22 protein-coding genes are annotated in these 21,849 nt (G+C 43.7%); 17 read left to right on the top strand and 5 right to left on the bottom strand.

What is annotated here, in order from left to right; all coding sequences use genetic code 11:
- The first annotated feature begins 133 nt into the window (after positions 1–133).
- The 8 genes from J2Z20_RS05375 (at position 134) to rbsB (ending at position 9,098) form a co-directional block, all read left to right on the top strand.
- A complete protein-coding gene (locus J2Z20_RS05375) occupies positions 134–1,951 on the top strand; it encodes an APC family permease (RefSeq protein ID WP_209846154.1) in 1,818 nt (605 codons plus the stop codon).
- 50 nt (positions 1,952–2,001) lie between these two features.
- Positions 2,002–3,243: a DUF445 domain-containing protein gene (locus tag J2Z20_RS05370; protein WP_209846151.1), complete on the top strand. Its 1,242-nt coding sequence runs from the start codon at positions 2,002–2,004 to the stop codon at positions 3,241–3,243.
- Positions 3,244–3,438: 195 nt separating this feature from the next.
- Positions 3,439–4,419, top strand: a complete 981-nt coding sequence (locus J2Z20_RS05365; protein WP_209846148.1) for a LacI family DNA-binding transcriptional regulator — start codon at positions 3,439–3,441, stop codon at positions 4,417–4,419.
- Position 4,420: 1 nt separating this feature from the next.
- Entirely contained in the window at positions 4,421–5,299 is an 879-nt protein-coding gene (rbsK, locus tag J2Z20_RS05360) for a ribokinase (RefSeq protein WP_209846144.1), read from the top strand.
- Position 5,300: 1 nt separating this feature from the next.
- Positions 5,301–5,699, top strand: coding sequence for a D-ribose pyranase (rbsD, locus tag J2Z20_RS05355; RefSeq protein WP_209846141.1), 399 nt, complete (start codon positions 5,301–5,303; stop codon positions 5,697–5,699).
- A 14-nt stretch (positions 5,700–5,713) separates the two neighbouring features.
- Positions 5,714–7,195, top strand: a complete 1,482-nt coding sequence (locus J2Z20_RS05350) for a sugar ABC transporter ATP-binding protein (protein WP_209846138.1) — start codon at positions 5,714–5,716, stop codon at positions 7,193–7,195.
- A 1-nt stretch (position 7,196) separates the two neighbouring features.
- On the top strand, positions 7,197–8,165 hold the full coding sequence (gene rbsC / locus J2Z20_RS05345) for a ribose ABC transporter permease (protein WP_209846135.1): 969 nt from the start codon (positions 7,197–7,199) through the stop codon (positions 8,163–8,165).
- A 15-nt stretch (positions 8,166–8,180) separates the two neighbouring features.
- Positions 8,181–9,098, top strand: coding sequence for a ribose ABC transporter substrate-binding protein RbsB (rbsB, locus tag J2Z20_RS05340; protein WP_209846132.1), 918 nt, complete (start codon positions 8,181–8,183; stop codon positions 9,096–9,098).
- Between the two features lie 49 nt (positions 9,099–9,147).
- Here rbsB and J2Z20_RS05335 read toward each other — a convergent pair whose 3' ends face one another.
- Both J2Z20_RS05335 and J2Z20_RS05330 read right to left on the bottom strand, forming a co-directional pair.
- Positions 9,148–9,513 (bottom strand): ArsR/SmtB family transcription factor, encoded by a 366-nt coding sequence (locus J2Z20_RS05335; RefSeq protein WP_209846129.1) that lies wholly within the window; start codon positions 9,511–9,513, stop codon positions 9,148–9,150.
- Between the two features lie 3 nt (positions 9,514–9,516).
- The gene (locus J2Z20_RS05330) at positions 9,517–9,942 is read right to left on the bottom strand and encodes an SRPBCC family protein (RefSeq protein WP_209846126.1); all 426 of its coding nucleotides are present in this window, start codon (positions 9,940–9,942) and stop codon (positions 9,517–9,519) included.
- A gap of 201 nt (positions 9,943–10,143) precedes the next feature.
- On the opposite strand from J2Z20_RS05330, the gene J2Z20_RS05325 reads away from it, so the two are divergent.
- The 5 genes from J2Z20_RS05325 to J2Z20_RS05305 all read left to right on the top strand — a co-directional run bounded on the left by J2Z20_RS05325 (position 10,144) and on the right by J2Z20_RS05305 (position 16,447).
- Positions 10,144–11,154 carry a LacI family DNA-binding transcriptional regulator gene (locus J2Z20_RS05325; protein ID WP_209846123.1) on the top strand — a complete coding sequence of 337 codons (1,011 nt, stop codon included), beginning with the start codon at positions 10,144–10,146 and terminating at the stop codon, positions 11,152–11,154.
- Positions 11,155–11,384: 230 nt separating this feature from the next.
- A complete protein-coding gene (locus tag J2Z20_RS05320) occupies positions 11,385–12,380 on the top strand; it encodes an ABC transporter permease (RefSeq protein ID WP_209846120.1) in 996 nt (331 codons plus the stop codon).
- A gap of 77 nt (positions 12,381–12,457) precedes the next feature.
- Positions 12,458–13,345 carry a carbohydrate ABC transporter permease gene (locus J2Z20_RS05315; protein ID WP_209846117.1) on the top strand — a complete coding sequence of 296 codons (888 nt, stop codon included), beginning with the start codon at positions 12,458–12,460 and terminating at the stop codon, positions 13,343–13,345.
- A gap of 84 nt (positions 13,346–13,429) precedes the next feature.
- The gene (locus J2Z20_RS05310; protein ID WP_209846114.1) at positions 13,430–15,070 is read left to right on the top strand and encodes a type 2 periplasmic-binding domain-containing protein; all 1,641 of its coding nucleotides are present in this window, start codon (positions 13,430–13,432) and stop codon (positions 15,068–15,070) included.
- Between the two features lie 21 nt (positions 15,071–15,091).
- Positions 15,092–16,447 (top strand): glycoside hydrolase family 30 protein, encoded by a 1,356-nt coding sequence (locus J2Z20_RS05305; RefSeq protein ID WP_209846111.1) that lies wholly within the window; start codon positions 15,092–15,094, stop codon positions 16,445–16,447.
- 237 nt (positions 16,448–16,684) lie between these two features.
- Here J2Z20_RS05305 and J2Z20_RS05300 read toward each other — a convergent pair whose 3' ends face one another.
- Both J2Z20_RS05300 and J2Z20_RS05295 read right to left on the bottom strand, forming a co-directional pair.
- A complete protein-coding gene (locus tag J2Z20_RS05300; protein WP_209846108.1) occupies positions 16,685–18,043 on the bottom strand; it encodes an Nramp family divalent metal transporter in 1,359 nt (452 codons plus the stop codon).
- 225 nt (positions 18,044–18,268) lie between these two features.
- Positions 18,269–18,475 (bottom strand): DUF1657 domain-containing protein, encoded by a 207-nt coding sequence (locus tag J2Z20_RS05295; RefSeq protein WP_209846106.1) that lies wholly within the window; start codon positions 18,473–18,475, stop codon positions 18,269–18,271.
- A gap of 192 nt (positions 18,476–18,667) precedes the next feature.
- Here J2Z20_RS05295 and J2Z20_RS05290 point away from each other — a divergent pair, with 192 nt between their 5' ends.
- The 3 genes from J2Z20_RS05290 to spoVAD are packed head-to-tail and all read left to right on the top strand — an operon-like array spanning position 18,668 to position 21,041.
- Positions 18,668–19,528: a DUF421 domain-containing protein gene (locus J2Z20_RS05290; protein ID WP_209847322.1), complete on the top strand. Its 861-nt coding sequence runs from the start codon at positions 18,668–18,670 to the stop codon at positions 19,526–19,528.
- 12 nt (positions 19,529–19,540) lie between these two features.
- The gene (spoVAC, locus tag J2Z20_RS05285; RefSeq protein WP_209846105.1) at positions 19,541–20,029 is read left to right on the top strand and encodes a stage V sporulation protein AC; all 489 of its coding nucleotides are present in this window, start codon (positions 19,541–19,543) and stop codon (positions 20,027–20,029) included.
- 1 nt (position 20,030) lies between these two features.
- The gene (gene spoVAD / locus J2Z20_RS05280) at positions 20,031–21,041 is read left to right on the top strand and encodes a stage V sporulation protein AD (RefSeq protein WP_209846104.1); all 1,011 of its coding nucleotides are present in this window, start codon (positions 20,031–20,033) and stop codon (positions 21,039–21,041) included.
- Between the two features lie 94 nt (positions 21,042–21,135).
- On the opposite strand, the gene J2Z20_RS05275 is transcribed toward spoVAD, so the two are convergent.
- Complete coding sequence (locus J2Z20_RS05275) at positions 21,136–21,438, bottom strand: hypothetical protein (RefSeq protein WP_209846103.1); 303 nt, start codon at positions 21,436–21,438, stop codon at positions 21,136–21,138.
- 143 nt (positions 21,439–21,581) lie between these two features.
- Here J2Z20_RS05275 and J2Z20_RS05270 point away from each other — a divergent pair, with 143 nt between their 5' ends.
- Positions 21,582–21,842 (top strand): YqkE family protein, encoded by a 261-nt coding sequence (locus J2Z20_RS05270; RefSeq protein ID WP_209846102.1) that lies wholly within the window; start codon positions 21,582–21,584, stop codon positions 21,840–21,842.
- Positions 21,843–21,849 lie beyond the last annotated feature (7 nt).

Raw genomic sequence — 21,849 nt, 5'->3', positions numbered from 1 at the left:
GGTCCTACTTTCCTGCGGCTTTTTTCTGCCTGCTCGTAAATGTCAGCGAACATCAACCATACGTAAAAGAGTTATAGGGGCTGTACATTATAGTAAAACTTAAGCCCAATGGACAAGAAGAGGAGTAGGAAACATGGTCAGCAGGATTAAACGGCTATTAATTGGTCGTCCTATGAAGAGCACTGAAATTGAGGGGGAGAAGCTTAGTAAGCTTAAAGCGCTTGCGGTACTGTCATCAGATGCGCTTTCGTCTGTGGCATACGGTACAGAGCAAATTTTACTTGTATTAATGACTGCCGGTTTTGCAGCGCTATGGTATTCCATTCCGATATCCGTTGCTGTACTTGGACTTTTATTGATTTTAATATTATCATATCGCCAGACAATCTATGCTTATCCGACAGGCGGCGGGGCTTATATTGTTGCCAAAGATAATTTAGGGGTTTCAACTGGACTGCTTGCTGGCGGGTCACTTCTAGTCGACTATATTCTGACGGTTGCGGTTAGTTCTTCAGCGGGAACAGAAGCGATCACCTCGGCTTTCCCATCTTTACATGATCACCGTGTTCTGATCGCGGTATTGATGATTCTATTTCTGACAATCATGAATTTAAGAGGCATTACGGAAACTGCTTCCGTGCTTGCACTGCCTGTATATTTGTTTGTCATTTCCATTTTTGTACTCATTGTCTCAGGTATCATTAAATATGCAACAGGCGGCGTGCACGCTGAAGTGCATGAAATGAGCTCAGCCGTTTCGAACATCAGTTTATTTTTACTCTTAAAAGCTTTCAGTTCGGGGTGTTCTGCGCTCACTGGAGTTGAAGCCGTCTCGAACGCAATTCCTAACTTTAAAAAACCTGCCGAACGCAATGCGGCTGCTACTTTATTGATGATGGGTACCATTCTTGGTGTGATGTTTATCGGCATCAGCTTGCTCGCTTACTGGTACGGCATAGCACCTAATTCGCACGAAACGGTTGTTTCACAAATTGCAGAGACCACGTTTGGCAGAGGAGCGATCTATTATTTTATTCAAGGAGTAACGGCTCTCATTTTATTTCTGGCTGCTAACACCGCTTATTCTGCATTTCCTTTGCTTGCCTTCATGCTCGCTAAGGACAAATATATGCCGAATATGTTTATGGTTCGCGGCGACCGTTTAGGCTTCTCTAACGGGATTATTATTTTAGGTGTCTTATCGGCGCTGCTTGTGACCGTTTTTCATGGAAATACAGAGAATTTAATACCGCTTTACGCTGTTGGGGTGTTTATCCCGTTTACTCTGTCTCAGCTTGGTATGATGGTCCGTTGGATTAATCAGAAACCTAAGGGCTGGTTGTTCCGTTTTATGATTAACACAATCGGGATGCTTACAACCCTTTCCATTACATTGATTTTTATCTTTACGAAGTTCAGCCAAGTATGGATGGTATTTATTTTTCTGCCTATCGTCATTCTGATGTTTTTCAGAATAAATCGTCATTACTGCAACATCGCAGACCAACTTCGAATTAATATTGAGCAAGATAAACCTGTCATTAAAGGAAGTACGATCGTCGTGCCTGTTGCCGGTATTACTAGGGTGGTTATGCATTCGCTTAGCTACGCGAAGTCTCTGACAGATAATGTGGTTGCTGTGTATGTTGGATTTGATGATGAGAGTATTGAACGAATGGAGAAAAAATGGGAAGAATGGAATCCAGGGGTTCGTTTGATCACACTTCGTTCCAGCTATCGGAGTGTAATCAGGCCACTGATGAAGTTCATTGAAACGGTAGAATGGAAAACTTCCGAAACGGATCACATTACGATTCTCATTCCGCAGTTCATTACAAAGCATTGGTGGCACTATTTGCTTCACAATCAAACAAGCATTTTGCTTCGCGCATTTTTAATTACACAAAAAGATGTCGTCATCGCTACAGTCCCGTACCATCTTAAACGATAATAGGGAGAAACTTCCAGAATCTACTTTTCTTTTTGAAGAGGAGGCCGTATATGAACTCAAAATACTTAGCAGGGATTTCGTTAGCTATAATGGCTTCCGGCTTTATAGTCACTTTATTACTTCCGGAGTATCCAATTGTCTTTCTGTTAAAAGGCGGATTTGAAGCGGGCCTTGTCGGCGGAATTGCCGACTGGTTTGCCGTGACGGCACTGTTCCGTCATCCATTCGGGATTCCGATCCCGCATACTTCCTTGCTGCTTAGAAATCGCGACAAAATTGTCCAATCTGTCATTTCGGCGATGGAAAATGAGCTTCTAAACAAGCAAAGTATTGAAGACAAGCTAAGAAAAATGAATATATTTCAAATGATTTCATCTTTACTAACGAAGCTGCTGAGCAAGAAAAGAGTAAGATTAGGAATAATAGATCAGCTCATTCAGATCATTCTTCGATTACCCATTGAAAAGGCGATTCCGTCGATTCAATCTGGGCTCATATCATATACACGCGAAGTTGACTTGAAGCCTGCAGCTGAGCTCGCCATGACGAATTTGATGAATAAAGGATATGACGAAAAGGCTCTAGATTACGTCCTTAATGAAGCTTCCAAGTGGGCAGAACGGCCAGATACTCAGGTGCTGTTAAGTCAATTTGCGAGTGACAAACTGTCCGAGCTCAAGATGGGCGGCTTTATGGGATTCGCTGTTCAGGCATTTGTCGGATTCATGAATGATGAGAAGCTAGGTGCCATGCTCCAAAATATACTGCTTTCCGGAATTGACAGCTTACGTGAGAAAGAAAACACCTACCGCGAAACAATACTTCGGGAAATCCGTATTCAGCTGTTCCAACTAGCGGACGATGATGCACGTTTGACACAGTTGAAAGAATGGATTGCAAGCGTATTGGAAGGGGATAAAGCCGAAGAGTTTCTGCACTCACGGATCGCAGAGTTTCGTCATCTCTTGATCTCCAAGCTGGAGGAACAACGAGAAAATGGAGGCAAAGCGGTATTTTCAACCTATCGCTATATCGTTCGAAAATTAAATGAAGAACCAGAATGGATTGCAAAATGGGAAAACCAATTTCTCTCCTACCTGATTCGATTCGTAGAGAATAACCATTACCGAATTGGCCAATTAGTCAAAGAAAATGTGGACAAGATGGACGATCAATCACTTATTCGCATGTTCGAAGAGAAAGTAGGAAAGGACCTGCAGTGGATCCGAGTCAATGGTGCAATATGCGGTTTTGGCGTAGGGATCATTCTTACTTTGATTCAGTTATTGTAATATTGAAGAGAAAACCGACATTCTTATCGAGTGTCGTTTTTTTTATTAAATCAGGTTCTCATCCTTTGTCTTGCTCAGCTACTCTTGATTTCCGATAAGTTTCGATTTGTAATTCAAATTAAATAGTTGCCAAAAGAAATTTATTATGATAACGTATACATGTAACCGGTTACACAAAGAGGTGAATCGAAAAGAATGGTCACGATTAAAGATGTTGCCAATATGGCCGGCGTTTCTGTAGCGACAGTCTCACGGGTTATCAATGAAACCGGCTACGTCCATGCGGATACACGTAAGAAGGTGGAATCTGCTGTACAGCAATTGAATTTTAAGCCAAATGAAGTTGCGCGATCCCTTTACAAACGAAAATCTAGATTAATCGGACTTCTGCTGCCTGACATTACAAATCCTTATTTTCCGCAATTGGCGCGCGGGGTAGAGGACCGGATGCAGGAGAACGATTTTCGATTAATTTTTGGAAATAGTGACGAGAACAAACAGAAGGAAATGGATTACATCCAGACATTTATTCAAAATAATGTCGTAGGTGTTATCTCATCTACAAACTATCCTGATACGGATACTTACTTGAAGCTGAAAATTCCAGTGGTGTTTCTGGACCGGACGCTCGGCGACAGTCCTTCCGTCTATTCAGACGGTAGAGAAGGCGGGCGCTTGGCAGCACAAGAAATGTTAGCTCGCGGAAGCAAGCGAATTACAATCATGCAGGGACCTGCGCATATCAGGCCTGCACAAGATCGATTTCAGGGAGCGATAGAAGTTCTTGAAGAATCGGGACTTCCATACCATATCATCCGTACCTCTTCATTTTCTTTTCACGATGCAGAGTCGTCGGCAAAGGAATTGTTCCATAAATATGCGGGTACAGACGGGATTATCGCAAGTAATGATATTGCAGCTACAGCCGTATTGCATGAGGCCCTTAGATTAGGGCTAAAGGTGCCGGATGAGGTGCAGATTATTGGATTTGATGATATTCCACTAAGCAGACTATTGTCTCCGTCTTTATCTACTATTCGTCAACCGTCCTATGAAATGGGACGTGAAGCGGCAAACTTACTTATTCAGCTCATAGAACAAACGAATGTAGCAAACAAAAATATCCAATTTCCTGTTCAATTCGTAGAACGGGATACGACAAGAAAGGTGGATTAGCATGGTGAAAATATGTGTGATAGGAAGCTGTTCAATGGACTTGGTTGTAACTGCTGCTACACGCCCGGGAGCTGGTGAAACAGTTCTTGGAGAGAGCTTCAAAACCGTACCAGGAGGTAAGGGAGCAAATCAGGCAGTTGCTGCAGCTCGTCTAGGAGCTGAAGTAACGATGATCGGCCGTGTAGGAGATGATCACTTTGGAACAACCATTTTAAATAATCTTAAAGCAAATAACATTATTACAGACTATGTGGAACCGGTTACAGGCATGGAGAGCGGAACAGCTCATATTGTATTGGCTGAAGGAGATAACAGTATTGTCGTTGTTAAATCGGCGAATAATGAAGTAACTCCGGCCTATATTGATAAAGCTCTGGATGTAATAAGAGACTCGAATATCGTGCTGATTCAACAGGAAATCCCTGAAGAAACAGTAGCCCATGTTAGTGAAATCTGTGCAAATTTGGGTGTTCCACTGCTGCTCAACCCAGCGCCTGCCCGTTATATCAAGGATACAATTATTGCGAATGCTGCTTATTTTACTCCAAACGAACATGAGGCTGCTATCCTCTTTAACGGAATGCCTTTGTCACAAGCGCTGCGTAAGTACCCGAACAAACTGATCGTTACTGAAGGCAGTAAGGGTGTCCGTTATTATGATGGTCAACAGGAAGTTGTTGTCCCTACCTATAAAGTTGAAGCTGTGGATACCACGGGTGCGGGGGATACGTTTAATGCAGCCTTTGCAGTCGCTATTGCTGAAGGTATGGCGCTCCAGGATAGCTTGAAGTTTGCCAACCGCGCGGCTTCACTGTCCGTCATGAAATTTGGAGCACAGGGCGGAATGCCAACACGTCAGGAAGTGGAGGAGAACCTTTAACATGAAAAAACAAGGGATTTTGAATAGCCATATTTCCAAAATATTAGCCGATCTAGGGCACACTGATTATTTGGTCGTTTGTGACGTGGGACTACCCATTCCGGCTGGTGTTCCTAAGATTGATCTAGCGCTTAAACTGGGTGTTCCAAGCTTTCAAGATGTCGTCAATCTTATAGCGGAAGACATGGTGATTGAGAAAGTAATTGTGGCTGAAGAGATGAAAACGGAGAATAAAGAGGCTTTACAATATATGCAAGAAACATTTTCTGAAACTATTATTGAAAGCGTTACCCATGAACAACTAAAAAAACTGTCCCACAATGCTAAAGCTGTTATTCGAACAGGCGAAGCTAAACCTTACTCAAACTGCATTTTACAAGCAGGCGTCCATTTTGGCTGAAAAGGAGGACCACCATGCAAATTCAAATGAAAAACATTCACAAGGCCTTTGGCACGAACCAAGTCTTGACAGGTGTGGATTTTGATCTCCGTGACGGAGAGGTTCACGCCTTGATGGGAGAGAACGGCGCAGGCAAATCTACGCTAATGAATATTCTTGTTGGGTTGCATCCACTCGATAAGGGTTCGATTAAGATAAAAGGTCAGGAAACTTATTTTAAGAGCCCCAGAGAGGCTGAACAAAATGGGATTGCCTTTATTCACCAAGAGCTTAATATATGGCCAGAAATGACCGTGCTGGAAAACTTGTTCATCGGTAAGGAAATGACGACCAAATTGGGCTTGTTGAACTTGAAAGAAATGAAAGCGTTAGCAATGGAGCAATTCAGAAAATTGTCCGTTATGATTTCTTTAAATCGAATTGCAGGCGAATGTTCAGTCGGTGAACAGCAGATGATTGAGATCGCCAAGGCACTCATGACGGACTCCAAAGTCATTATCATGGACGAGCCTACAGCCGCTTTAACAGAAAGAGAAATTCAGAAACTGTTCGAAGTGATTGCCTCCCTCAAAAGGGAAGGTGTATCCATCATCTATATTTCTCACCGGATGGAGGAGATTTTCACCATCTGTGATCGAATTACTGTCATGCGGGATGGAAAGACCGTTGATACAAAAGAGATTCCCGATACCAATTTTGATGAAGTCGTGAGAAAGATGGTAGGCAGAGAATTGACCGAACGTTATCCGCTACGTAATCCTAAACCAGGGAAAGTGGCGCTTGAAGTAAAGAACGCTTCACATAAGGGTCATTTCCAGAATATCAGCTTCGCTGTTCGATCAGGGGAGATCCTAGGCTTCTCTGGCCTGATGGGATCAGGACGTACCGAAATTATGAGAGCCATCTTCGGGCTAGATTCCCTTGATGACGGCGAAATATGGGTAAATGGCAAGAAGGTGAACATCCGTACACCTAACGATGCGATCAAACTAGGGATTGGATTTATTACGGAAGATCGGAAGGATGAAGGCTTAATTCTTGATTTTTCCATTCGTGAGAATATGGCTCTAACGAACCTTCACAGCTTCGCTCCCAAAGGGATTATCTCTGAGAAGAAAGAAAAAGAGTTCGTTGATCTGTTAATCAAGCGGTTGAAGATCAAAACACAGTCTGGAGAAACGGCGGCAGGTAATTTATCTGGGGGAAATCAACAAAAGGTAGTTATTGCTAAATGGGTAGGGACTGGTCCCAAAGTACTCATTCTTGATGAACCTACCCGTGGCGTGGATGTCGGGGCTAAGCGGGAAATCTATGAACTGATGAATGAGCTGACAGACCGCGGAGTTGCTATTATTATGATCTCTTCAGAGCTGCCAGAGGTTCTTGGTATGAGTGACCGAATTATTGTCATTCATGAAGGCAAGATCAGCGGTGAACTCAGCAGAGAAGAAGCTAATCAAGAAAAAATTATGACATTAGCTACAGGAGGTCAGTAAGATGACAACAATGAACGAAGCAAAGACAGATAAAGGCTTTCATTTATCACAATTCACTCAAAAGTTGGGTCCGCTGTTGGGTTTAATTATTTTGATCATCATCGTTTCGATTTTAAATCCAAGTTTCTTGGAACCGCTTAATATTCTAAATCTGCTCCGTCAAGTTTCAATCAATGCGTTAATTGCCTTTGGGATGACCTTTGTAATTTTAACTGGAGGAATTGATTTATCCGTTGGCTCCATCCTTGCATTATCCAGTGCTTTTATAGCAAATATGATGGTTGCTGGTTTCAATCCGATCTTCGCCATCCTTGTCGGTTGTTTACTGGGAGGAGTCATGGGGATGGTTAATGGTCTTATGATTACAAAAGGAAAAATGGCTCCTTTTATCGCTACACTAGCCACAATGACAATATTCAGAGGATTGACGCTGATCTATACGAACGGTAATCCAATTACAGGATTGGGAGACAGTCTGTTGTTCCAATTATTCGGCCGTGGATACGAACTTGGAATTCCTGTTCCGGCGATCACCATGGTCATTACCTTCATCGTGCTGTGGATCATCTTGCACAAAACACCTTTTGGCCGCAAAACGTATGCTATTGGCGGTAATGAAAAAGCATCCAAAATTTCTGGTATTAGAGTATCTCGTGTCAAAATTTTAATTTACTCCTTAACAGGCGTTCTATCTGCCTTGGCTGGTGCAATTCTGACTTCTCGTCTTAACTCAGCCCAACCAACAGCAGGGACATCCTATGAATTAGACGCCATCGCTGCCGTTGTACTGGGTGGGACAAGCTTATCTGGAGGACGAGGTCGTATCGTAGGTACTTTAATTGGTGCCTTAATTATTGGAACACTGAACAATGGACTTAATTTGCTAGGAGTATCTTCTTTCTACCAAATGGTTGTAAAAGGGATCGTTATTCTCATTGCTGTGTTAATAGATCGTAAGAAAACCGCCTAAGAGGGGATGACTAACATGAAAAAGATCTCACTTATTCTAGTATGTATACTAATGATAGTGATAACCGGCTGTTCTATGGAACCGCCACAATGGGCTAAACCTAATGCCAACGGTAACCACAAGCAAATCAAGATCGGATTATCGATCTCTACACTGAATAACCCCTTCTTCGTTTCTTTACGAGATGGAGTAGTTAAGGAAGCCCAAAAACAAGGAATGCAAGTGATCGTAGTTGATGCACAGAACGATTCCGCTAAACAAAGCAACGATGTGGATGATTTGATTCAGAAGGGCGTAAACGTACTGTTAATCAACCCTACAGACTCCTCTGCGATCTCGACAGTTGTACAGACCGCTAACAATATCGGCATTCCAGTCATTACATTAGACCGTTCTTCAGACAAAGGTGATGTTAAAGCACTGGTTGCCTCGGATAATGTCAAAGGCGGGAAGATGGCTGCTCAATATATCGTGGATAAAGTGGGGAAAAATGCGAAAGTAATAGAGCTCGAAGGGGTACCAGGAGCATCCGCTACTCGTGAACGGGGCAAAGGATTCCATGAGATCGCAGACAAAGAGCTTAAGGTGATTGCGAAGCAGTCTGCTCATTTTGACCGAACTGAGGGTTTGAACGTGATGGAGAACCTTTTGCAAAGTAATCCGGATGTACAGGCTGTATTTGCTCATAATGACGAAATGGCGTTAGGAGCGATTCAAGCGATTCAAAGCGCAGGTAAAGACATTCCGGTAATCGGCTTCGATGGTAATCCAGATGCGCTAAAATCCATCAAAGCTGGGAATCTAACGGCAACGATCGCGCAACAACCTCTGTTGATAGGACAGATGGCTGTCCAAGCAGCTAAAGATGTACTTTCAGGCAAGACCGTTCCGAAATCGATTCCCGCACCGCTTAAACTGGTAACTAAAGAGTAAGATTTTAGAGTTTTTTAGTATATGAAAAAGGGAAGAGAAAACCGACATTCTATTGAATGTCGGTTTTATTTGCATCTGTATCCTTTGAGTCTTCAGACTCCACGTAGTGTTTGAGTGCGGCCATTTTATTTTCCCAGAATCGCTCGTAATAAGAGAGCCAGCGCTTCAGTTCGAGCAGCGGTTCTGGGTCAAGACGATATCTAGTTTCGCGGCCGACTTTCCGCTCTTTGACGAGTCCTGCATCCGCCAAAATATGCAGATGTTTGGATACCGCTGTCCTGCTCATCGGAAAGTGTCCGCTAATGGCCGTCACAGGCATTTCCCGATCTCCAAGCAGACTTAGCAGTTTACGGCGCGTCGGATCGGCGATCGCTTGAAAGACATCATGTTTCGAAGACGGCGATGGAGCACCCATTACTTACGCCCCTAAATATTCGCCAAGTTTCTTTTTGAGCCCAGCCCAGCCATGATCCATACGATCGCGAACAATGGTGTGAGTTTCTCCGAATTCGGTAACTTTGTTTACATCCCAGCCGGAATGAATAACCGTAAACTGTGTTTTACCATTCAGATCAACTAATTCAAAAGTAAGAGTCCAGTCCTTGCCCCATTTAAAAGAGAGGCGATTCGGAGGATCGATTTCCGTTACTTTGCATGGGGACATGCCGTATGGACCTGCATTTAAATGAAACTCATAACCTAATACAGGCTGAAAATCATTTGGCATAAACCATGCTGCAATTCCTTCTGATGTAGCAACTGCTTCCCATACTTTCTGAATAGGAGCGTTAAATACCTCGGTCTGACGGATGTCAGGAAGCGTATTTTGAATATTGTTTTCCATTGCTGTAACCTCCACTTAGGTCTATTATTCTGCGAATTGTATTTTTTAAAACGAAACCGTTTAGTTTCGCATTGATTATATGACACCATTTGGTTTCATGTCAAACCAAAAATAAACAATTGAGGAAAAAGATATTGAAATGAAAGCGCTTATATAGTATATTCAAAACATAAAAACGTTTTTATAAAAGGAAGACGGCATATGGCAAAGGTAACGATCAAAGATGTAGCAAGGGAGGCGGGTGTATCTATCTCGACTGTCTCTAATGCACTAAATGATGTGGATGTGTTAAATCCAGAGACCAAATCGCATGTTCTGAATGTAGCGAAGCGTTTGAATTATGTTCCGAACCTGAACGGCAAACTGCTTAAATCAGGCAAGTCAAAGATGCTGGGCTTCTTCACTACGAGTGTGTCGGGTCCGTATTTCTATACTCTGGTAGAGACGATGTCGCGTGAATGCGATCGCCATGGATACGGGCTGAACATTTTTGTAACGAAGGACAAGCAGGTGATCATGAGCAACATTTTGGGCGGACGGGTTGACGGTGTCATTATTTATGAAGAATTGGGGATCGACGACATGGATATTGCCTTAATCGAAAAAAACAAAATCAAGTCAGTATTCCTTGATCGCGAGATACAGAATGAAACCATGGGAAGCATTATCTTCGATTCCTATGTCGACGCCTACGAAGCGACGAAATACTTGATTAGTCTTGGCCACAAGAAAATCGCATATATTTCGGGCGTAGAGACGATGTTTGACAGCGAACAGCGGAAAGCCGGTTATCTGGCAGCGCTACATGACTATGGTCTTACCGCGGATGAGGGTTACATTCTTCAAGGTTATTTTGAAGAAGAAGGCTCATATAACGCGGTGAAATCGTTCGTGAACATACACTCGGGCAAGCTGCCTGACGCTTTCCTGGCAGGTAATGACTTGAGCGCCATCGGCGCCATGCGTGCTCTCAAATCGTTGGGCTACGAAATCCCACGGGATGTGAGTGTGGTCGGCTTTGACGATATTGACATTGCCCAGTATTTCTCGCCTCCGCTGACAACGGTGCGCAATCAGATTGCAAGGCAGGGCATGCTTGTAGTGAATCATTTGATTCGAATGATTCAGAAGAAGGAGCAGGGCAGACATGAGAAGCTGCAAGGCGAACTCATTGTTCGTAATTCCAGTCAGATCAAGATGGTACGGGATTGAACACTCTAACAGGGCACTCCGCATTCCCACTTTAGTAAAATAAACAGCGATTACAAAGTATCGTTCCGCATGATGTCTAAACCAGATACATCCAAGGTAGATTACCATTTGCTTTTATAGCAGCTGGAATTAAATAAATGCAGAATGCTGATTAAAAAAGGCATTAATTTTTGCTCGAAAATAAAAACGTTTTTATTATTTCGGGCACTTCTTAAGGGGGAGTGAAGTACATGAATAAACCGGTTGCGGTTCCATCGGCTGAAGGTTCTACCGGGATTCTCAAGCCACCTGGCAAGAAACCCGCAGGGCAGCGCGTAAAGGAGTTTTGTGTGGATTTTGTAAAGCAGTGGGAGCTTCAATCTATGATCCTTCCAGGAATTCTTTTCATGATTATTTTCAACTTTATCCCTATTTACGGACTGACGATTGCATTCAAGAGCTACACGGTGATTGATACGATTGACAGTGCGCCTTGGGTGGGTTTCGACAACTTTCGGATTATTTTGACAGATCATTACTTTTGGGATTCCGTTGTGAATACACTCGGGATCAGCTTTCTGAAGCTGGCGATCGGGTTTTTCGTTCCGATTATACTGGCTATTATGATCTATGAGTTAAGCGGCAGCAGGTTCAAAAAATTCGTGCAGACCGTATCATATCTACCTCACTTTTTGTCCTGGATCGTACTCGGCGGCATGCTCATTACTTGGGTTTCCACGACAGGCTTGTTTAATGAGGTATTGCTGTCACTCGGATTGATATCTAAGCCGCAGAACATTTTGCTCGATCCGGATAAATATTGGTGGATTGCCGTTCTGTCGGATATATGGAAGGAAGCAGGTTGGGGGACGATTCTGTATCTGGCTGTCATGTCTAAAATTGATCCTACTTACTACGAAGCTGCCAAGATTGACGGTGCAAACCGGCTTCGTCAGATCTGGAACATTACCATTCCGAACATGAAGATGATCATTAGCTTGAACTTGATTCTTACGGTGAGCGGACTGCTCGGCTCCAATCTCGATCAGACACTGGTCCTGATGAACTCGCAGAACCGCGAAACAGCAGAAGTCATCAACTCTTATGTGTACCGTATGGGGATGACGCAGGGTGACTTCTCCTATGCCACTACAGTGGGACTCGGCGTATCCATCGTATCTGTGATTTTGCTAGTGACAGCAAATAAAATAACGAGCAAGCTGAATGATAATCAATCCGTTTTATAGGCTTTTGTTGCGTAAATCCAGTAAGCATATAAATCGAAACATGCAAAATGCCAGGTTCAAAGAAGGAGGTCAATTCCGTGAATTCGAAGGCAGTTAAAGGAGATATCGACAGTCGAATCTTTAATGTGGTCAACATTACGCTGCTCATCATTACGATGATTGTGATCATTGTTCCGCTGTGGAACGTGATTATTTCATCCTTTGCTTCAAGTAAGGCTTTGGCGCAAGGAGGGTACATGTTCTGGCCGTCGGATCTGTCCCTGGAGAACTATCAGGCCGTGTTCAGAGACTCTTCGATTTGGCAGGCATTTTTTATCTCGATATCCAAAACGGTGCTTGGTGTTGTCACTCACGTATTTTTTTGCGCAATGGTGGCGTATGGTCTTAGCAAAAAATACGTGCGCGGCCGCAAGCTGTATGTGTCGCTCGGCGTGATCACGATGTTTTTCTCCGGCGGCATGATTCCTACATACTTGTTAATCAAGGACCTCGGTCTCTTGGACAGCTTCTGGGTGTACATCATTCCGGCACTGCTCAGTTACTACGATGTGGTCATTCTCATGAACTTCTTCCGCTCCGTACCGGAAGCACTTGAGGAATCAGCTAAGATCGACGGTGCAGGTGATTGGAAAACATTTACAAAAATTTTCATTCCGCTGTCCATGCCGGCAATGGCGACTATTGCCCTTTTTAACGGAGTGAATCAGTGGAATGACTTTATGACGACCAAGCTCTATATAACGAACGAAGCTCTGTATCCCTTGCAGATGAAGCTGTATGAAATCATAGTGCAGTCACAGACCCAATCCATGCAAAATGTTGCGGGATCGGTTGTGATCGAAACAGCCACCAAAGGGGTACAGCTCGCAACCATCGTCATTACCACTCTGCCGATCATCATCATCTATCCGCTGCTGCAGCGGTATTTCATCTCGGGCATGATGCTGGGTGCGGTAAAAGAGTAGAAGGCAACACGGGAAACACCACATAGATTCAAGCAGGCTTCGCAAGTGTAGTAAGCGCTTTATATCCAAAAGGAGGGTAAGCAAATGTCAAAAAGAAAAAACGTTTTTGGCAAAAAAGGATTCACCCTGATCGCTGTGATGATGACGGTTATGCTGCTGGTTAGTGCGTGCAGCGGCGGAGGCTCAGGAAAAAAAGGGGAGAACTTGGAATCAATCCAAGGCCGCTACACACCTGATGCCAATACACCTGCGTGGAAGCTGGATAAAAAAGAAGAGACTACGAAGCTGACTTGGTATGTGAATGCAGACTGGTGGAACACCGATTTCGGCAATGATGTCGTGACCAAGAAGATTAAACAGGACCTTAACATTGACATCAAATTCATTACCGGTGACGATACCAAGCTGAATACATTCTTCGCGGGCGGCGATATGCCGGATCTGATTACAACCTTTGGCATTAACTCCCCTGTGGTGCAAAAAGCATCGTCATGGGCGCTCCCTCTAGACGATCTGGCTGCAAAATACGATCCGTACTTTAACAAAGTTGCTGCACAGGATACCCTCAACTGGTTCAAGCTCGCTGACGGTAAAACCTACGGTTATCCCAACTACTCCAATACGAAGCAAGACTATGATAAAGGAACCATTCCTGCCAAAACTGCATTCATCATCCGTAAGGACGTGTATGAAGCTCTTGGAAGACCTAGCATGAGTACGCCGGAGGAGTTCCGTTCTGTCATGAAAGACATAAAAGCGAAATTTCCTGAAATGATTCCATTCGGATTCAACTCCATTGGTGAAGGTACAGGGTCTCTCGGCGATGTGCTTCAGGATTTCATCGGAGTACCGCTTGAGGATCAGAACGGCGGTTTTTACAACCGCAACCTGGACGAGGACTACCTGACCTGGCTCAAAACGCTGAATCTGGTACATCGTGACGGCAACATCAGCGATGACAGCTTTGCCGATAACGGAACAGCCTTTGAGGAAAAGGTGAAATCCGGTAAATATGCTACTATTCTGCTCGATGGTACCCCGCAGCAAGGTGGTAACCTGCAGATGTTTATGTCTGCAAATCCCGGCAAAGAGTACATTGCGATTGACGGTCCGAAGAGCACGGTAGGCAACAAACCGAAACTGAACCAGTCTGGCATTTCTGGCTGGATGATCACATTCATCACCAAAAAGAATGTAGATCCCGCCAAATCGATACAGCTGTACACATACTTGCTGAGCGAAGAGGGACAAATGCTAATGAACTACGGGATTGAAGGCGAAACTTACGTGAAAAACGCAGACGGTAAAGTTCAATTCACACCGGAAGTCAAAGATCTTCAGCAGAACAATGCAGATAAGTTCAAGAAAGATTACCGCATGGGCGAATTTATGTTCTTCGGTCATGACAGACACAAAGCACTTAGTAATGACGCATTCCCTGAATCCATCAAGCAAATGCAAGAGTGGGGGAAAGGCAAGCTGGTACCGCACTTCATTCTGGAAAATATTGATCCAAATCAAGGAACGCCGGAAGCACGAGCACTTTCCGCAATCAACACCAAGTGGAACAGCTCTATGGTCAGCATGATCCGCGCGAAAGACGATGCGCAGTTCGAGGCTGTGCTGAATGATTACAAGAAATTCTTGCAAGACAACAACTGGGATAATATCGTAAAAATCCGCAGCGATAAAATGAAGGCCAATAAGGAAAAGCTCGGTTTGTAAACGGGATATGGAGGGAACATCATGTCTAACTTAACGATCTATGAATCTAACGGAGAACATTCCTTGTTCGTGAAAAAAACAAAAGATCAGCTTGCAAAGGCTGACGCGCAGGCTAAGGTGCATACGATCATCATAGATGATAGTGTGCAATATCAGGAAATGGACGGATTTGGGGCATCCTTTACCGATTCTGCCGCGTATCTAATCCATCAGGTGCTGTCACCGGAGCAGCGGGTGGAGCTGATGTCGAAGCTCTTTAATGCCGAGGAAGGAATCGGCCTGTCCGTCATCAGAAATCCGATGGGGGCCTCTGACTATGCCCGCGATTTCTACAGCTACAATGATCTACCTGAAGGGGAAACCGATCCGCTGCTCCAAAAATTCTCTATCTCACACGATGAGGAGGATATTATTCCTCTCTTGAAAGAGGCGGTGAAGCTGAACCCGCACCTGAAGCTGATGGGCTCCCCGTGGAGCCCTCCAGGGTGGATGAAAACGAGCGGCTCCATGATCGGGGGAGAGCTGATTAAGGAATATTATCCGGTGTATGCCGACTATTTTGTACGCTATATCGAGGCTTATGCACAGCATGAGCTTCCGGTATATGCGATTACGCCGCAGAATGAGGCCCTGTATTCACCGGGTCATTATCCGGGCATGATTTTCCCTGCGAAGGATCAGAGCCGGTTCATTAAGGATCACCTGAAACCAAAATTTGACAAGCACGGCATAGAGACCAAAATTCTTTGCTATGATCACAACTGGGACATGTCGGAATATCCTTTGACTGTCCTTGAGCAGGCGCAGGATGCCGTCGACGGCGTAGCCTGGCACTGGTATGGAGGCCATCCTTCTGCACAGAGTGAAGTATTCAAGGCATTCCCTGACAAAGAGGTACACTTTACGGAAGGGTCCGGCGGCGAATGGATTCCGCCGTTCGAGCAGGCCTTCTCGAATGTGATGCGCACGGGAATCGAGATTTTGCGCAATTACAGTAAATCTTTTGTGCTGTGGAACATGGCGCTGGATGAGAAGAACGGTCCGACCGTTCCGGGTTTTGGCAACAGTACCTGCCGCGGTGTAGTTACGGTTAATCAGGAGACGCGTGAGCTAACATATACCTTGGACTACTATGCTCTGGCGCATTTCAGCAAGCACATTCGTCCGAAGGCGGTGCGCATTGGCTCGAACAGTGATGAGGCCGTCCGCTCCGTGGCCTTCAAGAACACCGACGGTTCCCTTGCGGTTGTCCTGTTCAACGACAGCAGAGAGGCAAAGGGCGTAGAAGTAAAGCTGCCATCGTCGGAAGCCGTGAGCTTCAGTATGGAAGCGAAGAGTGCGATAACACTTGCTTTATATTTAGCAGTTGAAGAATAGCGATGGATAAAACCGGCAAGTCTCGAACCTGAAGGGAAGTAGTCTCGATCTCAATCCTGCATTTCCCTCGGTCCCAGACACGCCGGTTTTGTTGTTTGTATTGCCCTGCCTGAAGGCAAAATTAAATCCGACTTCGAAATGCTCGTCAAAAACTATACTCTAGGTATAGTATCATCGGCTGTCTGCCTACGCTGGCACCGTACTCCGGCATCGGTCCGCTAGTCAGGGCATAACTTATTAGCCCAAAAATGTGCCATAAAGCAAATATGCGTTGAGCACAACGATAATCGAAGCAATGACCCAAGAGATTGAAGAGAGCCATGTAGGAGCTGTAAACTCACCCATCTTTTTACGGTCGGAAGTGAATTTGACGAGCGGAATAACGGCGAATGGCAATTGCAGAGACAGGATAACCTGGCTCAAGATTAACAATTCACCGGTTCCTTGTTCCCCATAAATCGCAGTTACAATAACGGCTGGAATAATCGCAATTAGCCGAGTAACGAGTCTTCTTAGCCAAGGCTTCATTCGAATATTAAGGAAGCCTTCCATCACAATTTGCCCGGCTAACGTTCCTGTTAAGGTAGAGCTTTGTCCTGAGGCTAGTAAAGCAATGCCAAACATGACACTGGCCATACTTGTACCCAGAATAGGCGTCAGTAATTGATAGGCGTCTTGAATTCCTGCCACATCTGTATGCCCTGTAGAATGAAAGGCCGCAGCTGATAAAATTAAAATTGCTGAATTAATAAACAGGGCAAGCGTTAGCGCAATTGTAGAATCAAGCGTTGCGAATTTGATGGCTGAGCGTTTATCTGCGGATGTATCCTCATATTTTCGCGTTTGAACGATCGAGGAATGCAAGTATAAGTTATGCGGCATGACTGTTGCGCCAAGAATCCCTAAGGCAATGTATAACATCTCTGGATTCTTAATAATTTCAGCCTTCGGTACAAATCCACCGAGTATACCGCCCATATCAGGTTTAGACAGAAACATCTCTACACCGAAGGCTACGAAAATTGTACCGATGAGTGATATGACAAGAGCTTCAATATAACGGAATCCTTTGTTTTGCAGTAATAGAACTAAGATGACATCGAGTGATGTAATAAGAACTCCGTACAGCAATGGTATTCCAAAAAGTAAATTTATAGCAATTGCCGACCCGATTACTTCAGCTAAATCACAAGCAGCAATAGCCAGTTCGCATAAAATCCATAGAGTAAAGTTTACAGGCTTATTATAGTGGTCACGACACGCTTGTGCGAGATCTCTGCCTGTAGCAATGCCAAGTCTAGCGGCTAGCGATTGCAGTAATATAGCCATTATATTTGATATAAGAATGACAGACAGCAAAGTATAGTTAAACGTCGCACCGCCTGCAATGTCAGTTGCCCAGTTTCCAGGGTCCATATAACCTACTGCAACTAAATATCCTGGCCCTGCAAAGGCAAGGAATTTACGGAATATACTTCCCTTCTTAGGAACATGAAGCGATTTATGAACTTCAGGCAAGCTTGGAGCGGTTCTTTCTTTTCTAAAACCGGAATTTGTAGATGTTAAAGTTGATGATTTTTGAATATCAGTTTTCATACGAACACCTTCTTTCATCTAACCAATAGTGTTTCTCTAAGGCAACTTTTATAGTAAAAAAAGACAATCACTATACTAGTTACCTGATCTCTAAAATCTATCATAAAACAAATTTTGTTTTATTACAACAAAAAAGTTTACCTAGTGCAAAAAATATAAAAAACAAGAAGAAGAGGGCGCTCCACTCGAGTATTTACGTCATGGATACCCTCTTCTGTTAATTACTTAAAATCCTTTATACTGCGGTTCTTCGTTTTCTAGTTGTTGAACGCGGCTTTCAACTTGTTGAACGATGGATTGCGTTTGCTGAGCAGCGTTTGTAAATAGATTTTTCGCTTGTTGGTTTTGTGTGCCCAGAGCGAATTGTTCTAAGCTTGCTTGTGCGCTTTTCAGTGAAGCTAAGCAAGTTTTGACATCAGATGCAATTGTCATGACAAGATCACCTCCTCGTGAATTTCACATGAGATATTTTGGCCTGAAATTTTCTAATCATTCAGCAAGTTCACAAGAAAAAATAACCAATTATCCTAATATTTCATGTCATAAAAACATTCCATAAGTAAATAATTTTGGTGTTCACTGTTGATGTTAAGAGGAGGTTATGGAATGCCACAAATGTCACAAATGCCAGAATGGATAGAAGTCATTGTTCGAACTTTAGGGGCTATCATTGGTCTATTTGCGTTAACAAGGCTCTTAGGTAAGAGACAAATATCTCAATTATCTTTCTTTGAATACATTACAGGGATTACCATTGGCGATTTGGCAGCTTACATATCAATGGACCTTAAAAACGATTGGTACCTCGGTTTGATCTCGTTAGCTGTCTGGGTTCTCGTATCGCTGGGTATCGAATTTTTGCAAATTAAAAGTAAAATTGCTCGTAATTTTATTGACAGCAAGGGCACCGTTTTAATAAAAGATGGCAAAATTCTTGAAGATAACTTAAAGAAAGAACGTTTGACGAACGAAGAATTGATTGAACAATTAAGGAAGAAAAATGTATTCAGAGCATCTGAGGTTGAATTTGCAGTCATTGAGCCAAGCGGAGAAATTAATGTGCTCGTTAAGAAGGAATACCAACCTTTAACGCCATCGGATTTAGGTATAAAAGTATCACCTGAGAACGAGCCGCAAACCGTAATTTTAGACGGCAAAATTATGGACGAGCCGCTCGCAACACTTGGATACAATCGTAAATGGTTAAATACAGAATTAGAAAAAATAGGGGTTTCTGTTGATAACGTCTACCTAGGTCAAGTCGATACATATGGACAACTGTATGTGGATTTGTTTGATGATGAGATCAAGGTACCCGAGCCTCAGCAAAAAGCTTCACTGCTTGCCCAGCTAAAGAAATGCGAAGCAGATTTAGAAATGTTCTCCCTTTCAACGAGTGATGAACAAGGGAAAAAGATGTACGAGCAGTGTTCTAAACAGTTGGATCAAGTCATTAAGGACATCAAGCCCATACTTACTACTTAGGAGATGATGCAGATGGCTAGCAAAAAGAAAAAAAAACTGACTCCAGTTATGCAGGAGTATCAAGAACTTGCTAAAAAAATTGAACCGAAGCGACCTATTCTGCAAAACTGTATCCGTGCATTTATTGCTGGCGGGATCATTTGTGAAATCGGAGAAATTATTCAGCAAATGTTCATGAAATGGGGCGGAATGGATCAGAAGGAAGCCGCAAGCCCAACAGTAGCTGTCCTAATTCTGCTGTCTGTCATCTTAACGAGTTTTGGTGTGTATGATAAAATCGCGCAGTGGGCAGGAGCTGGTTCAGCGGTACCGGTCACCGGTTTTGCCAACTCGATGGCCTCTGCGGCTATTGAGCATCGTAGTGAAGGACTTGTCCTAGGTGTAGGAGCGAACATGTTCAAATTAGCGGGTTCTGTCATTGTTTTCGGAACGGTGGCAGCGTTTATCATCGCTTTGCTGCGATTGATATTCGACCCAAGTTCGGCTGGAGGTGCGTCTTAATATGCTTAAGGGACATCAAAGCTGGGTGTTTGAGAATAAACCAACCATTATCTCGACAGCAACTGTAGTGGGTCCATTTGAAGGTCAAGGACCGCTTGCGAATGACTTTGACATTATTCATGGTGATCTGTACTTCGGACAAGATAGCTGGGAGAAGGCCGAAAGAACGATAATCGAAGAAGCAGCTAAGCTTGCGATTGAGCATGCGAACCTGACGAAGGAGCAGGTACAATTTCATTTCGGCGGCGATTTAATGAATCAGATCATTAGCAGCAGCTTTGCTGCTCGAACGTTATCAATCCCCTATTTTGGCCTCTTCGGTGCTTGCTCTACATCAATGGAGAGTCTGGCGCTGGCTTCATATGTCGTTAATTCTGGCGGGGCTAAATATGTTCTCTCAGGTACAGGAAGCCATAATGCGAGCACTGAAAAGCAATTTCGTTATCCCACAGAATACGGATCTCAGAAACCGCCAACAGCCCAATTCACTGTAACGGGATCAGGCGCGGTAGTATTAGCCCCAAAAGGGGAAGGCCCTGTTGTAACATCGGCAACGATCGGAAGAGTCGTGGACATGGGCATTACCGATCCATTTAACATGGGTGCGGCAATGGCTCCCGCAGCAGTAGATACGATTGAAGCTCATTTGCGTGATCTAGAAATTGAGCCAGGTCATTACGATCTGATTGTTACAGGTGATTTGTCTAAAGTGGGGTACGAAATCGCGAAAAATTTATTTGCAAAGCATAATATTCCCATTCAGCAAACCCAGTATAAAGATTGCGGAATGATGATCTATGATTACAACAAGCAGAATGTACAAGCTGGAGCAAGCGGGTGCGGCTGTTCGGCAGTCGTCACTTACGGGCACTTGCTGAAGCGGGTACAGAAGGGTGAACTGAATCGTATTCTTGTTGTGGCGACCGGCGCGTTATTGTCGCCTCTGTCTTATCAGCAAGGGGAAAGTGTACCGTGCATCGCACATGCGGTATCAATTGAGAGTAATGTATAATTATCGTCACTATAATAAAAAAATCGTCACAATAATAAAAAACCCTTTGACCACGTTGTTATACGAGGTAAAGGGTTTTATATGTTTAATAAGATTACAGCATATGAAATCGTTTCAACTGATCCCATAGAAGCTCCTTCTGTAGTATCTCCTTTTGTTTTGGGCCTATAAGGTCAAAGTGAGGAAAGGGGCGGCGACGATGAATATATTTCGGGTCTAAACCATTTTGAGCGCACCATTCTGTTAATCGTTCCAGGTTAGCGCAGCCTACCTTGGTAACTGTCTTGATCCCCGGAAATCGCGGTTCTAACCAATAGTGTGTTATAAATGCGATTTCTCCTCTGGAAACAGCCTCTTTCCACTTTGTTAGTTCTTCTCTATTGATTCCGAATGCCATGCTACAATTCATCCTTTTTTGGCTACACAAATATGTTCGTAACGAACATTATAAGAAAAGATTCCACATATGTCTATGAATTCAGAATTCCTGAATTATAATGTATGCTATAATAGCCTCGAGAAATCGAGAGGTGAATTACAGTGGCTAAGAAAAAGAAGACAATTCCAGCGCCAAACCATGCGAATCAGGATAAACCTGCAACTTTAAAAGATCTTCTAAATGCCGAAGTTCTAAATAAGCTGAAGGCACAGGCTGACCAACTTAAAGAAATCGAAGAAAAACAAAAAGAAGTTGCTAGAAAGCAAGCTGAGGAAGAGCGTAAGGCGGAACAGAAACAACGCGAAAACGATTTTGAATATCTGCTGAACAACAGCAGTCTTGATTGGGAAAAATACAAATAATTGAATA

It is taken from the genome of Paenibacillus sediminis, from assembly GCF_017873765.1.
Lineage (GTDB): Bacteria > Bacillota > Bacilli > Paenibacillales > Paenibacillaceae > Paenibacillus_AG > Paenibacillus_AG sediminis.
Note: the sequence above shows the minus strand (reverse complement) of the source record. Positions and strands in the feature narration are given on the sequence as shown.

Coding starts and splice junctions, on each gene's coding strand:
- J2Z20_RS05375 (WP_209846154.1), top strand. CDS start 134: ATGGTCAGCAGGATTAAACGGCTATTAATTGGTCGTCCTATGAAGAGC.
- J2Z20_RS05370 (WP_209846151.1), top strand. CDS start 2,002: ATGAACTCAAAATACTTAGCAGGGATTTCGTTAGCTATAATGGCTTCC.
- J2Z20_RS05365 (WP_209846148.1), top strand. CDS start 3,439: ATGGTCACGATTAAAGATGTTGCCAATATGGCCGGCGTTTCTGTAGCG.
- rbsK (WP_209846144.1), top strand. CDS start 4,421: ATGGTGAAAATATGTGTGATAGGAAGCTGTTCAATGGACTTGGTTGTA.
- rbsD (WP_209846141.1), top strand. CDS start 5,301: ATGAAAAAACAAGGGATTTTGAATAGCCATATTTCCAAAATATTAGCC.
- J2Z20_RS05350 (WP_209846138.1), top strand. CDS start 5,714: ATGCAAATTCAAATGAAAAACATTCACAAGGCCTTTGGCACGAACCAA.
- rbsC (WP_209846135.1), top strand. CDS start 7,197: ATGACAACAATGAACGAAGCAAAGACAGATAAAGGCTTTCATTTATCA.
- rbsB (WP_209846132.1), top strand. CDS start 8,181: ATGAAAAAGATCTCACTTATTCTAGTATGTATACTAATGATAGTGATA.
- J2Z20_RS05335 (WP_209846129.1), bottom strand. CDS start 9,513: ATGGGTGCTCCATCGCCGTCTTCGAAACATGATGTCTTTCAAGCGATC.
- J2Z20_RS05330 (WP_209846126.1), bottom strand. CDS start 9,942: ATGGAAAACAATATTCAAAATACGCTTCCTGACATCCGTCAGACCGAG.
- J2Z20_RS05325 (WP_209846123.1), top strand. CDS start 10,144: ATGGCAAAGGTAACGATCAAAGATGTAGCAAGGGAGGCGGGTGTATCT.
- J2Z20_RS05320 (WP_209846120.1), top strand. CDS start 11,385: ATGAATAAACCGGTTGCGGTTCCATCGGCTGAAGGTTCTACCGGGATT.
- J2Z20_RS05310 (WP_209846114.1), top strand. CDS start 13,430: ATGTCAAAAAGAAAAAACGTTTTTGGCAAAAAAGGATTCACCCTGATC.
- J2Z20_RS05305 (WP_209846111.1), top strand. CDS start 15,092: ATGTCTAACTTAACGATCTATGAATCTAACGGAGAACATTCCTTGTTC.
- J2Z20_RS05300 (WP_209846108.1), bottom strand. CDS start 18,043: ATGAAAACTGATATTCAAAAATCATCAACTTTAACATCTACAAATTCC.
- J2Z20_RS05295 (WP_209846106.1), bottom strand. CDS start 18,475: ATGACAATTGCATCTGATGTCAAAACTTGCTTAGCTTCACTGAAAAGC.
- J2Z20_RS05290 (WP_209847322.1), top strand. CDS start 18,668: ATGCCAGAATGGATAGAAGTCATTGTTCGAACTTTAGGGGCTATCATT.
- spoVAC (WP_209846105.1), top strand. CDS start 19,541: ATGGCTAGCAAAAAGAAAAAAAAACTGACTCCAGTTATGCAGGAGTAT.
- spoVAD (WP_209846104.1), top strand. CDS start 20,031: ATGCTTAAGGGACATCAAAGCTGGGTGTTTGAGAATAAACCAACCATT.
- J2Z20_RS05275 (WP_209846103.1), bottom strand. CDS start 21,438: ATGGCATTCGGAATCAATAGAGAAGAACTAACAAAGTGGAAAGAGGCT.